At 67.7% G+C, this 14,138-nt stretch carries 17 protein-coding genes (1 of these 17 only partly in view); 5 read left to right on the top strand and 12 right to left on the bottom strand.

Annotated elements, in window-relative coordinates:
- Positions 1-2: 2 nt before the first annotated feature.
- Positions 3-539: a chemotaxis protein CheW gene (locus tag VF651_07785; GenBank protein HEX7965599.1), complete on the top strand. Its 537-nt coding sequence runs from the start codon at positions 3-5 to the stop codon at positions 537-539.
- Here VF651_07785 and VF651_07780 read toward each other — a convergent pair.
- The 3 genes from VF651_07780 to argE are packed head-to-tail and all read right to left on the bottom strand — an operon-like array spanning position 536 to position 3,789.
- Positions 536-1,273 carry a 16S rRNA (uracil(1498)-N(3))-methyltransferase gene (locus VF651_07780; protein ID HEX7965598.1) on the bottom strand — a complete coding sequence of 246 codons (738 nt, stop codon included), beginning with the start codon at positions 1,271-1,273 and terminating at the stop codon, positions 536-538. The two genes, VF651_07785 and VF651_07780, sit on opposite strands and share 4 nt — an antisense overlap.
- Entirely contained in the window at positions 1,274-2,626 is a 1,353-nt protein-coding gene (locus VF651_07775; GenBank protein ID HEX7965597.1) for an adenosylmethionine--8-amino-7-oxononanoate transaminase, read from the bottom strand.
- A complete protein-coding gene (gene argE / locus VF651_07770; GenBank protein HEX7965596.1) occupies positions 2,623-3,789 on the bottom strand; it encodes an acetylornithine deacetylase in 1,167 nt (388 codons plus the stop codon). The genes VF651_07775 and argE overlap by 4 nt, the downstream gene beginning before the upstream one ends.
- An 88-nt stretch (positions 3,790-3,877) precedes the next feature.
- Between argE and ampD the strand changes: the two genes are divergently transcribed.
- The 3 genes from ampD (at position 3,878) to VF651_07755 (ending at position 6,355) form a co-directional block, all read left to right on the top strand.
- Entirely contained in the window at positions 3,878-4,465 is a 588-nt protein-coding gene (ampD, locus tag VF651_07765) for a 1,6-anhydro-N-acetylmuramyl-L-alanine amidase AmpD (GenBank protein ID HEX7965595.1), read from the top strand.
- Positions 4,462-5,328 carry a regulatory signaling modulator protein AmpE gene (ampE, locus tag VF651_07760; GenBank protein ID HEX7965594.1) on the top strand — a complete coding sequence of 289 codons (867 nt, stop codon included), beginning with the start codon at positions 4,462-4,464 and terminating at the stop codon, positions 5,326-5,328. Before ampD ends, ampE begins: the two co-directional genes overlap by 4 nt.
- Positions 5,329-5,449: 121 nt before the next feature.
- Positions 5,450-6,355, top strand: coding sequence for a cobalamin-binding protein (locus VF651_07755; protein HEX7965593.1), 906 nt, complete (start codon positions 5,450-5,452; stop codon positions 6,353-6,355).
- Between the two features lie 4 nt (positions 6,356-6,359).
- Here the strand turns inward: VF651_07755 and VF651_07750 are convergent, their stop codons facing one another.
- The 6 genes from VF651_07750 to VF651_07725 all read right to left on the bottom strand — a co-directional run bounded on the left by VF651_07750 (position 6,360) and on the right by VF651_07725 (position 11,886).
- A complete protein-coding gene (locus tag VF651_07750) occupies positions 6,360-6,914 on the bottom strand; it encodes a cob(I)yrinic acid a,c-diamide adenosyltransferase (GenBank protein HEX7965592.1) in 555 nt (184 codons plus the stop codon).
- 284 nt (positions 6,915-7,198) lie between these two features.
- Positions 7,199-8,014, bottom strand: coding sequence for a bifunctional DNA-formamidopyrimidine glycosylase/DNA-(apurinic or apyrimidinic site) lyase (gene mutM / locus VF651_07745; GenBank protein ID HEX7965591.1), 816 nt, complete (start codon positions 8,012-8,014; stop codon positions 7,199-7,201).
- Between the two features lie 6 nt (positions 8,015-8,020).
- Entirely contained in the window at positions 8,021-8,872 is an 852-nt protein-coding gene (locus tag VF651_07740; protein ID HEX7965590.1) for a DUF4340 domain-containing protein, read from the bottom strand.
- Positions 8,872-10,218, bottom strand: a complete 1,347-nt coding sequence (locus tag VF651_07735) for a GldG family protein (GenBank protein HEX7965589.1) — start codon at positions 10,216-10,218, stop codon at positions 8,872-8,874. The genes VF651_07740 and VF651_07735 overlap by 1 nt, the downstream gene beginning before the upstream one ends.
- A gap of 7 nt (positions 10,219-10,225) precedes the next feature.
- On the bottom strand, positions 10,226-10,963 hold the full coding sequence (locus VF651_07730) for an ABC transporter permease subunit (GenBank protein ID HEX7965588.1): 738 nt from the start codon (positions 10,961-10,963) through the stop codon (positions 10,226-10,228).
- On the bottom strand, positions 10,960-11,886 hold the full coding sequence (locus tag VF651_07725; protein ID HEX7965587.1) for an ATP-binding cassette domain-containing protein: 927 nt from the start codon (positions 11,884-11,886) through the stop codon (positions 10,960-10,962). Before VF651_07725 ends, VF651_07730 begins: the two co-directional genes overlap by 4 nt.
- Positions 11,887-12,122: 236 nt before the next feature.
- Here VF651_07725 and VF651_07720 point away from each other — a divergent pair, with 236 nt between their 5' ends.
- A complete protein-coding gene (locus tag VF651_07720) occupies positions 12,123-13,307 on the top strand; it encodes a fatty acid desaturase (GenBank protein HEX7965586.1) in 1,185 nt (394 codons plus the stop codon).
- Positions 13,308-13,377: 70 nt separating this feature from the next.
- Here the strand turns inward: VF651_07720 and rpmG are convergent, their stop codons facing one another.
- The 3 genes from rpmG to radC form a co-directional block, all read right to left on the bottom strand.
- Positions 13,378-13,533 carry a 50S ribosomal protein L33 gene (rpmG, locus tag VF651_07715; GenBank protein ID HEX7965585.1) on the bottom strand — a complete coding sequence of 52 codons (156 nt, stop codon included), beginning with the start codon at positions 13,531-13,533 and terminating at the stop codon, positions 13,378-13,380.
- Positions 13,534-13,544: 11 nt separating this feature from the next.
- Positions 13,545-13,781 carry a 50S ribosomal protein L28 gene (rpmB, locus tag VF651_07710; protein ID HEX7965584.1) on the bottom strand — a complete coding sequence of 79 codons (237 nt, stop codon included), beginning with the start codon at positions 13,779-13,781 and terminating at the stop codon, positions 13,545-13,547.
- Positions 13,782-13,909: 128 nt separating this feature from the next.
- Positions 13,910-14,138, bottom strand: the 3' portion of a protein-coding gene (gene radC, locus VF651_07705) for a DNA repair protein RadC (protein ID HEX7965583.1). It continues 446 nt past the right edge of the window; only the last 229 of its 675 coding nucleotides appear in the window; the start codon falls outside the window, past its right edge; the stop codon is at positions 13,910-13,912.

Raw genomic sequence — 14,138 nt, 5'->3', positions numbered from 1 at the left:
GCATGGCTGAACAGCAGTTCGAAGAGGTCTACAGCCTGCTCATCCCCTTCGCCGGGGGCAAGATGATCCTGCCGCGCCTGTCCATCACCGAGGTCACCGGTTTCCTGCGCCCGAAGCCCGTGCGCGGCGCGCCGGAGTGGCTGCTCGGCATCATCACCTGGAACGGCCAGGAGATCCCGCTGGTGTCCTTCGAGGGCATGTGCGGCCGCAAGGTGCCGGAGCGGGCCAACCGCACCCGCATCGCCGTGGCCCACGCCATCGGCGAGCAGATCAACCCGCCGCTCTTCGCCATCCTGACCCAGGGTTATCCCTACCTGGTGCGCGTGAACCCGGCGGTGCTCTCGGTAGACCCTGAGAACGACTTCGGCGCCAACGACGGCCCGGTGCTGAACCGGGTGCGCATGGCCAACGAGCGGCCCTACATCCCGGACCTGGAAGCGATCGAGGCGAAGCTGCTGGAGGTCATGCCGGAGCGGCGCTTCACGGACACCGCCACTGGCTCCGGCACGGCCACCGAAATCCCGCTCCCACCGGCTTAATCCAGATCACCCCACGACGCCTGCAATAGGCTGAGCGCCACCAGCGCCGCCGTCTCGGTGCGCAATATGCGCGGCCCGAGCTTCAGCCCCTGGAATCCCACCCGCGCCGCCAGCGCGACCTCGCTCTCACTGAGACCTCCCTCCGGCCCCACCAGCAGCATGGCCTTGCCGTCGGCGGGGCGGGGCAGCTTGCCCGCCGTCACGCCTGCCTGCGGATCCAGCAGGAGCTTGAGATCCCCTTCCGGCTTCTCCGCCAGGAAGCGCGCCAGGCTCACCGGCATCGCCACCACGGGGACGCGCACCCGGCCGGACTGCTCGCAGGCGCTGGTCGCCACGCCCTGCCAGTGCTCGCGCTTCTTGGCGGCTCCCTTGTCGTCCAGCTTCACCACGCTGCGCTCCGTGAGCACCGGCACGATGGCGGCGATACCGAGTTCCACCGCCTTCTGGATGGTGTAGTCCATGCGCTCGCCCCGGGACACGCCCTGGGCCAAGGTCACCTGCAGGGGCGACTCCACCGCCGGCCCGTGCATGCCGGTGATCTTCACCAGCGCCTGCTTCCTGTCCGCCTGCTCCAGCAGCGCCGGGAACTCGAAGCCCGAGCCGTCGAACAGCGTGAGCTCCGCGCCGGGCTTCAGGCGCAGCACCGTGAGCACGTGTTTCGCGGCGGCAGCATCCAGTGCCACCCGCTCCTTGCCCATCAGGCGGCTGCCATGGAACACACGGATCGTGCGCATCTAGTCCGCCACCGCCAGTTCGATGCCTTCTGCCGCCGTGCGCACCATGAGGCCGATCTCCTCCGGCGTGATCACGTAGGGCGGCATGAAGTACACCACCGGTCCCACGGGCCTGAGCAGCACTCCTTTTTGCAGGCCGTGCCGGTACACCTTGAGGCCGCGCCGCTCCTTCCAGTCGTAGGGCCTGCGGTTCTTCTTGTCTTTCACGAGCTCGATGGCGAGGATCATGCCGTGCTGGCGCACCTCCGCCACGTGGGGATGGTCCGCGAGCGGCGCCGCGGCCTTGGCCATGTGGGCGGCGAGGGTGCGGTTCCTCGTGATGACGTCGTCTTCCTTGAAGATATCCAGGGTCGCGAGCGCCGCGCGGCAGCCCAGGGCGTTGCCGGTGTAGCTGTGGGAATGCAGGAACGCGTTCAGCTTGGTGTAGTCATCGTAGAAGGCGTCGTAGACCGCCTCGCGGGTAAGGACCACGCTCAAGGGCAGGTAGCCTCCCGTGAGGCCCTTGGAGAGGCACAGGAAGTCCGGCGTGATGTTTGCTTGTTCACAAGCGAACAGCGTGCCGGTACGGCCGAAGCCCACGGCGATCTCGTCGGCGATGAGGTGCACGCCGTGGCGATCGCAGGCCTCGCGCAGCAGCGTGAGGTATACCGGGTGGTACATGCGCATGTGGCCGGCGCACTGCACCAGGGGCTCCAGGATGACCGCCGCCACCTCGTCATGGTGCCGCTCCAGGGCCTGCTCCATGTGGGAAAACATCTTTCGCGTGTGGGACTCCCAGCTCTCGCCGGGCTCGCGGCTGAAGCAGTCCGGGCTCGGCACCGTGATCACGTCCATGAGCAGGGGCTTGTAGGTCTCTTTATAGAGCTCCACGTTGCCCACCGCGAGGGCGCCGAGGGTCTCGCCGTGGTAGCTGTTGCTCAAGGTGATGAAGCGCGTCTTCTTCGGCTTCCCCAGGTTCTTCCAGTAGTGGAAGCTCATCTTCACCGCCACTTCCACGGCCGATGAGCCGTTGTCGGCGTAGAAGCAGCGGGACAGGCCCGGCGGCACGAGCTGCACCAGCCGTTCAGAGAGTTCCACCACGGCGGTATGGCTGAATCCCGCCAGGATCACGTGCTCGAGCTCGGCCATCTGCCGGGCTAGGGCGGCGTTGATGCGCGGGTTCGCGTGGCCGAACAGGTTCACCCACCAGGAACTGATGGCGTCCAGGTAGCGCTTGCCCTCGAAGTCCTCCAGCCACACGCCCTGGCCGCGCCGGATCGGCACCGGCGGCAGGGACTCGTGGTCCTTCATCTGGGTGCAGGGGTGCCACAACACCGAGAGGTCGCGGCGTATGAAGGCGTCGTTCGCGCTCATGGTTCGGGGGTGACGCAGAACCTTTGGATGAAGCGTTCGAGCATCTGCAAGGTCGGTTCCACGTTCGCGATGGGCAGGCGCTCGTTGGGCTGGTGCGCCACGTCGATGTCGCCGGGACCGAGGATCACGGTCTGCATGCCGAGCTTCTGCAGGAAGGGACCTTCCGTCGCGAAGGCCACCGCCTCCGCCTTGTGGCCGGTGAGATTCTCCGCCGCCTGCACCAACGCCGAAGTACCAGGTGTTTCAAGGGGGTCGGTGCCCTTGAACAGGCTCCTGAACTCGATGCCGAAGCCGCTCCCGGCCAGCGTCTCCGTGAGCCGCGCGCGCGCCTCGGCCCGCACCGCTTCCACGGTCATGCCGGGCAGGATGCGGATGTCGAAGTGCAGCTCGCACTCCGGGCAGATGCGGTTCGGGTTGTCGCCGCCCTTGATGTGGCCGAGGTTGAGGGTCGGCGTCGGCACCTTGAAGTGGTGGTCGTGGTGCTTGTGCTGCAGTTCGCCGCGGTACTCGAGCAGGCCCGCGATGGCCTTGTGCATGCCCTCCAGCGCGTTCCTGCCGAGGCTGGGGTCGCTGGAGTGGCCGGAATGACCGATGATCTTCACCGCCTCCATGAGGATGCCCTTGTGCATGTGCACAGGCTTCATGGCGGTCGGCTCGCCGATGATGGCGTAGCGCGCCTTCGGCAGGTCGGCCTCGCTGAGCGCGCGGCCGCCGCACATGCTGCTCTCCTCGTCCGCCGTGGCGATCACGATGAGCGGCTGCTTGAGGTCATCGGCCTTATGGCGCGCACCGGCCTCCACCGCCATGGCGATGAAGCCCTTCATGTCGCTGATGCCGAGGCCATAGTACTGGCCGTCCCGCTCCGTGAGCTTGAAGGGGTCTGAATCCCAGCGTCCCTGGTCGTAGGGGACCGTATCCATGTGTCCCGCCAGCACCAGGCCGCCGGGCCCGCGCCCCAGCACGCCGATGACGTTGACCTTGCCGGGGTGCCCGGGGATCTCCTGCAGCCGCACCTGGAAGCCGGCGCTGTCCAGCCAGCCGGCGATGCGCTCGGCGGCGGTGCGGTTGGACATGTCGAACTCGGGGTTGACGCTGCTGACGGAGGGCGCCTGGATGAGGCCGGCGAGCATCTCCCGGAGGGCAGGGGTACGGTGCTGGGCCATGGGCTTTTGGGGTCCCCGGAAAGTCTGTATGCGCAGTCTTGCGCATTTGGGGGCCACGCGCCACCCCGGCTTGAGGGATACTTAAGGGATGCAGCACGAAGTGGACCTCGTCACGGGACTCCTGTCCGGCGCCGCGTACCGGCCCTCGCCCCATTGCGACGCGCGCCCGGCGGGCATGGCCGTGGACCTGCTGGTGATCCACGGCATCAGCCTTCCGCCGGGAGAGTTCGGCGGCCCCTGGATCGAGCAGTTGTTCCTCGGGCAGCTGCCGCCCGACGCGCATCCCTACTTCAAGGACATCGCGGGCCTGCGCGTGGCGCCGCACCTCCTCATCCGCCGCGGCGGCGAGGTGGTCCAGTTCGTGCCGTTCCACATGCGCGCCTGGCACGCCGGCGCCTCCCGCTTCCAGGACCGCGAAGCCTGCAACGACTTCTCCATCGGCATCGAGATCGAGGGGGACGACACCACGCCCTACGCGGGACCCCAGTACAGCTCCCTCGCCTGCGTCAGCGCCGCGCTGATGCGCGCCTATCCCGGCATCACCACGTCCCGCATCGTCGGCCATAGCGACATCGCACCCGGCCGCAAGACCGATCCCGGTCCCGCGTTCGACTGGATGCGCTACCGCGACATACTTGCAAGCCAGCCGCGCGCCGGGTCTACTACGCAGCCATGAGTTTCCTGGCCGTCCTCTTCGCCCTGCTGCTGGATCAGGCCGCGCGCCAGCTCGAGCGGTTGCGCGACGCGCGCTGGTTCAATGCCTATGCCGAGGCCTTCGCCGGCCTCGCCCGCAACGCCGATCCGGTGCGTGCCACCGCCGGCGCGCTGCTCATCGTGCTGGTGCCGGCGGTGGTGGCCTTGTTCCTGGGGGACCTGCTCTCCCACATCTGGGAAGGCTTCGGCTTCGTGTTCGCCGCTGCGGTGTTCTGGTTCTGCCTGGGTCCGAAGGACCTGCATGACCAAGTGGACGCTTATATAGAGGCTGCGCAAGCCGGGGACGAAGTCCGTGCCGAGCGCCTGGCGGCGGAGCTCCTGCAGACCGAGCCGCCGGCCGACGCCGCGGAGCGCACCCGCGCCGTGACCCAGTGTGTGTTCCGCGAGGCGAACGCGCGCCAGTTCGGCGTGCTGTTCTGGTTCGGGATCCTGGGCCCCGGCGGCGCGGTGCTGTACCGCTGCGCCGACCTCATGCAGCGCAGGCCGCTGCCGGACTTGAGCCCGGAGACCTATGCCGCGGCGGCGCGCCTCCTGGGTGTGCTGGACTGGATACCGGCTCACCTGACTGCGATCGGGTATGCCTTGGCAGGCAGCTTCGAGGACGCGGTCTCCGATCTCAAGGCCTACTACCACGCCTGCAGCTTGCGTTTCTTCCAGGTGAGCGGCGACGTGCTGGTGTTCACGGGCCTGGGCGCGGTGCGCGGCACCGTGGGGGAGGAGACCGGTCTCACCCGCCTCAAGTCCTCCCTCGGCCTGGTGCGGCGCACCCTGATCATCTGGGTTGTCGTGTACGCGCTTTTCTCGATCTTTCAGTGGTCTTGGTGAAACCTGTTTCTGGCCTACTGCGGCGGGCTGCGGCCGCGTTGCGCGCCGGCTCGACCGGCTCATGTACTGGCCCGTACACTCGCCGGCACTCGCCGCCGCGCGCCTTGCCTCGCTCCGCCTCATGACGGCCAGAAAACAGGTTTCAGGTTTTATCTTCTTCTGGCTATTCGCTGGCGCTCCCGGCGCGGCGCTGGCGGACATCCATCTCAAGGGTGCCGACGGCGTGGAAGTCACGCTGGCGGCGCCGGCCAAGCGCATCGTGGCCCTGGCGCCGGACATGGCGGAACTCACCTACGACGTGGGTGCCGGCGATGCCTTGGTGGGCACCGTGGAGTACAGCGACTGGCCGGCGGCGGCAAAGCAGCTGCCCCGGGTGGGCGATGCCTTCCACGTGGATGCCGAGAAGCTCCTGGCCCTCAAGCCGGATCTGGTGCTGGTGTGGCAGGGCGGCACGCCCCAGGTCCTCATCGACAAGCTGCGCAGCCTCAGGTTCACGGTGCTCGCCGTCGGCACTCACAGGCTGCCGGACATCGCTGCGAACCTGGAACTCCTGGGCCTCGCCACCGGCCATGCCGCCTCGGCCCAGCTTGCCGCCGAGGACTTCCGCACGCGCCTGGGCGCGTTGCGCAGCCGCTATGAGCACGCCGCGCCGCTCAAGGTGTTCTATGAGATCTCCGCCGAGCCCCTGTTCACCGTGGGCGGCACCCACAGCATCAGCGACCTCATCGTGATCTGCGGCGGGCGCAACGTGTTCGCGGACCTCTCTGACCTCGCGCCGGCCGTGAGCCTGGAGGCGGTGCTGGCCCGGGACCCGGAGGTGATCGCCACCGGCGATGGGGAGGGTGACGTGGCCCAGCGAATCAAGGAATGGCGGCGCTGGCCGAAGCTCGCCGCCGTGAAAGCGGATGCCTTCGTGGTGGTGAACGACGACTGGATCTCGCGCTCCACGCCGCGCCTGCTCGATGCAGGCAAGCAGCTCTGCGAATCATTGCAAAAGATCAGGGATACGCGCGCAGCCGCGCACTAAGGCTTCAGTCTTTGTTCTTCTCATGATTCCACAGCACCTCGGTACCTCTATCGTGCCGTGCGATCACCCGCGCCAGCACGAACAAGAGGTCCGAGAGGCGGTTGAGATACTGGAGCGCCAGGGGGTTCACCTGCGCGTGCCGGTGCAGCGTGTAGGTGCGCCGCTCGGCGCGCCGGCACACGGTGCGGGCCAGGTGACAGGCGGCCGCGGCGGGGCTGCCGCCCGGCAGGATGAATTCCTTGAGCGGCGGCAGGGGCGCGTTGAAGCCGTCCAGCTCGTTCTCCAGGCGCGCCACCTGCTCGGCGGTGATGGCGGTGTAACCCGGGATGCAGAGCTCTCCCCCCAGGTCCAGGAGTTCATGCTGCACCCGCGTGAGGCAGGCGCGGATGTCCACGTGCACGTCCTCCGCCAGCAGCATGCCGATGACGCTGTTGAGTTCGTCCACGGTGCCGTAGGCCTCGACCCGGGCGTCGTCTTTCGGCACGCGCGTGCCGTCGCCGAGACCGGTGGTACCGTCGTCGCCGGTGCGGGTGTAGATCTTGGAGAGGCGGTTGCCCATATGAAGATTGTAACGCGGCATCCCTGCCGAAATCCCATTCCGCCGCCTCCTGGCGGCGGGTTACTTTTGGCGCGCCAAAAGTAACCAAAAGCGCTCACCCGGAGCGCGGGGTGCGGAAGCCGCACCTTCCCTGCGCGCCTTGCTCGCTGCGCAGCTTCACACACGGGGCTTCCTGCCCCGCGTGTGAAGGCATCGGCATCCCTGCCGACGCCCCTGCGGGCTTCACTTGCTCGCGGCGGTGCTCGGCTCGCGCTACGGGGTAAGAGAAGAGGCGCAGGTCCGATCTATCTCTGACAATCCGGACACCAGTAAGTCATCCGCTGCCCGGTGGCCTTCGCGGCGATGGTCCCGCCGCAGCGGTAGCAGCGTTCACCGGCGCGGTCATAGACCCTGAGGCGCTGGCTGAAGTAGCCGGGCTCGCCGTCCTCCCGGGCGAAGTCCCGCAGCGTGGTGCCGCCGGCCTTGATGGAGGCGGTGAGCACCTTCTTGATGCCGCGGGCCAGCGCGGCGTATTCCTTGCGGCTCACGCGGCCGGCGGCGCGCTGCGGCTTGATGGCCGCCAGGAACAGGCTCTCGCTGGCGTAGATGTTGCCCACGCCCACCACCACGTGGCTGTCCATGATGAACTGCTTCACCGCCACCTTGCGGCCGCGGGAGGCCTCGAACAGGTACTCGCCGTCGAGCTCGTCGCCTAGGGGCTCGGGCCCCAGGCCCCTCAACAGCTTGTGCTTCCCGGGGTCGTCGCGGGTCCACAGCAGTGCGCCGAAGCGGCGCGGGTCGCGCAGGCGCAGCGCCTTGCCCGTGTCCATCACGAGGTCCACATGGTCGTGCTTCAGGGGCGGCGTGTCCCGGGACGTGATCCGCAGGCTCCCGGACATGCCTAGGTGCAGCAGCGCAGTGCCGGCGCGGGTCTTGAGCAGGAGGTACTTGCCGCGCCGCGCCACGTCTTCGATGCGCTGGCCTGGCAGCTCCTTGAGCAGTGCCGCCGGCACCGGCCAGCGCAGGCGCCGGTCCCGCACCACCACCGCGGTGACCCGATGGCCGACCAGGTGCGGCGCGATGCCGCGCCGGGCAGTCTCGACTTCAGGAAGCTCAGGCATGTGGGTTCAAGGTTCAGTGCCGGGGGCGAGCAGCGCGTCGTTGCGGCTGATGTCCACCTGGTACTCGAGCTTAAGGTCGGGCCGGGCCAGGATCAGGTAGTCCGGATCGTCCAGGATGAGAAAACGCAGCGGTTCCTTCGCGCCGGCGAGGCTTAAGGCCACCTCGCCCAGGCGCTTCCCCTTGCCGATGGGCGCCATGCCCATGGCGTAGGCATCTTGCCAGGCATCTACCAGCGTCTGGATGGTCTCTGGCGTCGCACCCTTGTTTGCCGGTGCGAGCTGCCAGATGCCTTTCGAGTCCTGAGTGAGGGTGGCATGGGGCAGCTGTAGCGCCGTGATGCGCGCGCCCTCCGGCACCAGCCGCTTGTCCAGCCACCAGTAGGTGTCATGGGCGATGCGGTAGAACACGTAGTCGTCCACGAGGCGCACCTTGCCGCCGTGCAGTACGTAGCGCTGCTTGCTCACGGGCTGAAGCAGGCCGAACGCATACTCCTTGCCATCGAGCCAGAGCCGGGCCAGCGGCTTATCCAGGCCGTACTTGGCGAGCTCGGTGCCGGCGGCGGGGAACCCCCGCTCCAGCGGCGCCGCCAAGCTGTCTAGTAAGCCCTGCATGAGTGCCGCATCAGCGGGGAAATCCAGCGGCGCCCGCATGCGCCAGGCTTCGCCCTTGCGCACCAGGTGGATCTCCGGCTTGCCGGCGAGGGCGATGCGCACGTCCGAGAGCGCAGTCGCGTCTGCCGCCACCGGGGGCGCCTGTACCGGCGCCTTCAGGCCGGGCCGGAAATAGGCGAAGGCGCCCAGCAGCGCCGCCAGGGCCAGCAGGGCGAGGTTCAGGCGGCTGCGTGGATTGAGCGCCATCAGCGGCGGCGCCGGCGCAGCCACACGCCGAGGCCGGCGGAGAGGAACAGCACCGGCAGCAGGAACAGGAACACGAGTCCGATCACGCCCTGCGCGGTGGGCGTGAGGCCCAGCGTCAGGTCCGGCGCCGGCCGCGGATTGATGTCGATGAACGCGTCGTCGTGGCTCGCCCAGTTGAACATGTCGAGCCCGAGGTCGAGGTTGCCGGCGGTGCCGACATATTGGTTGGAGAGGAAGTCGCCATCGCCGGTGACCATCACCCGCTGTTCATGGTCGCCCACCATGCGCGTGAGCGCGAGGCCGATGGTGAGGGGGCCGAGCGTATCGGCCTTGGGATCATAGGCCACCGAACCCGCGAGCTTGCCGGTCTCGAGCCAGCTGCGCGGCAGGCTCTCAAGGAACGGGTCCTCCTCCCAGCCCTTGGCCTTGTCCACGCTGACCGAGGTCACGTCCGGGAACGCGGTGATGGTGGAGAGGCCGTGGGCCACGGCGCTCTCCGCCGGGTACTTGGGCACCATGATCACCTTGGGATCGTCGATGCCGAAGAGCTGCGTGTCCGGATCCACCAGCGTGCCGGCGCCGAAGCGCAGGCCCAGGTCCGAGGCCAGGGGCTCGAACCCATAGAGCGGACCCGGGTCACCGAGCCAGAGCAGGTTGCCGCCGCGCTTCACGTAGTCGCGGATCATGCGCACCATGCCCGGCAGCACCTGGGCTTGGGGGCCGGCGATCACCAGCACCGAGGTGTTCTGCGGCACGCCGGGGTTCGCCGCGAGGTTCAGGCTCTGCACCTTGAAGCCCTTGGCCTCAAGCTGCTTGCCGAAGTCGCCCAGGTCGAAGTTGTGCTCGCCCGTGGGGCTGCGCTCGCCGTCGCCGCTGAGGAAGACTACGTAGCGCTCCGAGGAGCGCGCCAGCCGCTGCAGTGCGTCGCCCATCTCGGCTTCCGTCACCTGCTCCAGCTTCTCGCTGCGCCCGGCGTACTGCAGCACCACTTGGCCGTCGCGGGTGATTCCGGCGCGGCGCGCCGCCTCCGGCTCCCGGTCCGGGTCCACGAAGGTGAGCGCCACGTCCGGCTTCACCGTCTCGTAGTTGCGGATGAAGCGCTTCAGCGCGTCGCGGAACGGCGATTCGGTGCGGGCATAGGCGGTGACGGTGAGCGGCTCCTTGAGGGCCGCGAGCAGCTTCACGCTCGCCGGCGAGAGGGAGTTGCGGTGGCCGTAGGTCCAGTCCGCCCGGTACACGTACTGGTTGCTGAGCCAGGCCAGGAGTCCCGCCACCACCAGTACCAGCAGCGTGGAGAGCAGGTTCTGGGCCAGGACCCGGCGGCGGGAGTGCGAGGTGACCTGCATGCGCGCCTCAGCCCTGCAGCCGCGCTGATTCCAGGCGCCGGATGCCGAGCGCCAGGAACGTGCCGATGAAGATGAGGTAGAACGCCACGTCGGCGCTGTCGAAGCTGCCGCGCAGCATCGAGGTGTAGTGGTCGGTGAGGGAGAAGTAGTGGAGCAGCGCGCTGAAGCGCGGGCTGCCGTGCCCGATCCAGTCGATGAACCACAGGAACAGCAGCAGGCCGAAGCCCGAAACCGCCGCCACCACCGGCTGGCGCGTGAGGGTGGACATGTAGAGGCCGGCGGCGGCGAAGGCCCCCAGGAGCAGCATGAGCCCGAGGGCGCCGGAGGCGAGCTTGCCGTAGTCGAGCTGCGTGCCGGCGGCGAGCGAGAGCGGCATGGCCGCCAGCACCGCCACCATCAGCGCCAGGAATGCGGTCAGGCCCAGGTACTTGCCGAGCACGATCTCGCTGATGCGCACCGGCGCCGAGAGCAGCAGCGTCAGGCTGCCGCTGCGCCGCTCCTCGCTGATGAGGCGCATGGACAGGAGCGGCACCACCATCAGCATGATGATGCTGGCGAGGCTGAACAGGCCAGCGCCCACCTGGTCGGTGACGCCGGCAATGCCGCTGGGGTCGCCGCGGAAGGTCTCCACCGCCACCGCGAACAGCCAGGCCTGGATGAACTCGATCACCGCCAGCAGCACCCAGGCCAGGGGCGAGAGGAACAGGTTGCGCAGCTCGCGCCAGGCGATGGTGAAGGCCATCATGGCGTGACTCCCGCGTCGTCGGCGGTGGTGAGTTCCACGAACACCTGCTCCAGGGATTTGTACTCCGGGGTGAGGCCGCGCAGGCCCCACTTGCCGCGCACCGCGAGGGCCGCCACCGCCTCGGCGGGATCGGTGCCGGCGGCGAAGCCCAGCCGCGCACGATGGGCGTCGAGCTTCTCCACCGATTCCACGCCCTCGATGGCGCGCAGTTCCTTGAGCGCGGGCAGCTCGCGGCAGTCCAGCACCAGGCTCAGGGGCTGCTGCTGAGCCGCGAGCGCGGCCACGCTGTCGCTGTACACGGTGCGGCCCCTGTGGATGATCTGCACGCGGCTGCACACCGCCTGCACCTCCGGCAGGATGTGGGTGGAGAGGATCACGCCGTGCTCCTTGCCGAGTTCGGCGATGAGCGCGCGCACTTCGCGGATCTGGATCGGGTCGAGGCCCACCGTGGGCTCGTCCAGGATCACCACCGCCGGCGCATGGATGATCGCCTGGGCCACGCCCACCCGCTGCTGGTAGCCCTTGGAGAGGTTGCCGATGAGCCTCCGGCCCGTGTCCTTGAGCCCGCAGCGCTCCCGGGCATTGTCCCGGGCGGCGCGCCGCCGCGGCTTGGGCAGCCGGTGCAGGGCCGCGCAGTAATCCAGGTATTCGTCCACCGTGAGGTCCGGGTAGAGCGGCGGCAATTCCGGCAGGTAGCCGAGCTCAGCCTTGGCCCGGAGCGGTTCGTCCAGGAGGTCGATGCCGTTTATGAGAACCCGTCCGCGGCTGGGGGCGAGGTTCCCCGATAGCATCTGCAGGGTGCTGGTCTTGCCGGCGCCGTTGGGGCCCAGGAGCCCCAGGATCTCGCCCCGTGCCAGCTCGAACGAGAGCCCTTGTACGGCGTGGCGCAGCCCATATGAACGGTGGAGGTCTTCCACCTTCACCAGCGGTGCTGCAAGCGCGCGAGAGGTCCCGGTAGGCATGCTGGCGAAAAAGTATCCAGGGCGACGGGTTGTTCAAGCTTCCGTTGGCGCAATTTTGCGCAATCGTGAAGCGGGGGAAGGGCCTTTTTACGGGCTTAATGCCCGGTTTGCAAGGCATCAGGGTTGCCCCGATGGACTGCGCTAACCCCATGCCCTATAGTCAACATAATCAGTTATTAGCTAGGTAGGTCAGTCACTTGCACATCTTCCTCCATGGTCTCCTCGGGCTCCCGGTCTGGGCTTACGTCCTGGTCGCGGCCCTGATGATCCATTTCACCATCCTCAGCGTCACTCTCTACCTGCATCGCACCGCGACCCATCGGGGTCTCGATATGCACCCGCTGGTGAGCCATGTGATGCGCGCCTGGCTGTGGCTCTCCACCGGCATGCTCACCAAGGAGTGGGTGGCGGTGCACCGCAAGCACCATGCCCTGTGCGAGACCGCCGAAGACCCCCATAGCCCCAAGTTCAAGGGCCTGGCCAAGGTCGTGCTGGAAGGCGCCGAGCTCTACCGCGAGGAAGCCCAGAACCCCGAGACCCTCGAGAAATACGGTCGCGGCACGCCCGCCGACTGGATCGAGCGCAAGGTCTATACCGCCCACGGCAAGCTCGGCGTGGCCATCATGTTGGTGGTCGACGTCGCCCTGTTCGGCATCCCCGGCCTCACCATCTGGGCCCTGCAGATGATCGCCATCCCGTTCCTCGCCGCCGGCGTGGTGAACGGTATCGGCCACCATTCGGGCTATCGCAACTTCGAGTGCAAGGACGCGGCCACCAACGTGATGCCCTGGGGCATCATCCTGGGCGGCGAAGAGCTGCACAACAACCATCATGCCTTCCCGAGCTCGGCCAAGTTCGCGCTGCGCCCCTGGGAGTTCGACCTCGGCTGGATGTACATCCGCGCCCTCAAGGCCCTGGGACTCGTGAAGGTCCGCCGCGTGGCCCCGACGCCGGTCATCAGCAAGGCCGCCAACGTGGACCTGCATACCGTGCAGGCCATCATCCAGAACCGCCTGCATGTGCTGCGGCATTACGGCCGCAACGTCATCGTCCCGGCCTACAAGGCCGAGAAGCAAGGCGCCTGTGCCATGCGCACCAAGCTCCTGGCCGGCACCCGCCGTCTGATGATCCGTGAGCGTGGTCTCCTGAACGCGGTGGAGCAGCGGCGCCTGCGCCTGGCGCTGGCCCGCAGCCAGGCCCTGGACACGGTGTACGGCTTCCGCATGAAGCTGGAGAAGCTGTGGGAGAACAACGCCCAGAGCAACGACACGCTGCTGCAGCACTTCAAGGACTGGTGCCATGAGGCGGAGCAGAGCGGCATCGCCTCCCTGCAGGAGTTCGCCGCGCACCTGCGCAGCTACACGCTGCCGCAAGCGGCCTAAGCCTCAAGTAAACGCAGAAACAAAAACCCCGCCGAGAGGCGGGGTTTTTCTTTTCCGGTACCGGAAGCGCTTACTTGATCTTGGCTTCCTTGTACTTCACGTGCTTGCGCGCCACCGGGTCGAACTTCATCGTCTCCAGCTTGTCCGGATGGAGGCGGCGGTTCTTGGTGGTGGTGTAGTAGTGGCCGGTGTCGGCGCTCGAGACGAGTTTGATCTTCTCACGCATGGCTTGTTACCTCAGACCTTGTCGCCGCGGGCGCGGATCTGCTCGACCACGGCCTCGACGCCCAGTTTGTCGATGGTGCGCATGCCCTTGGTGGACACGCGCAGGCTCACGAAGCGCTTCTCGCTGTCCAGCCAGAAGCGGTGGGTGTGCAGGTTCGGCAGCCAACGACGACGCGTCTTGTTGTTGGCGTGCGAGACGTTGTTACCGGTGGTGGGGGCTTTGCCCGTGACCTGGCAGACTCTCGACATGACGGAAATCCTCTTGGAAACGCTTCGCCCGGGCAGGGGGCGAAAGGGCGGCTATTTTAGCAGCCGGCGCCCATTTAGCAAGCAAATTTAGGGGCTTAGATGCGGGGTCGCGCCTCTAAATAGGCCGTTCAGAGCCAGCCCCTTTCCGCGAAGGATGCCACCTCCCCATCCCCCACCACGAAGTGGTCCAGCACCCGGATGTCCACCAGCGCCAGGGCGTCCTGCAGGCGGCGGGTGAGGCGCCGGTCCGCGTCGCTGGGCTCCGCCACCCCCGAGGGGTGGTTGTGGGCGAAGATCAGCGCCGCCGCGTTGTGCTTTAGGGCTGCCCGCACCACTTCCCGGGGATGCACGCTAGTG

This window comes from Gammaproteobacteria bacterium (assembly GCA_036383255.1).
Classification (GTDB): Bacteria; Pseudomonadota; Gammaproteobacteria; order Natronospirales; family REEB76; genus DASUBN01.
This window is presented reverse-complemented; position numbering and strand designations above follow the sequence as displayed.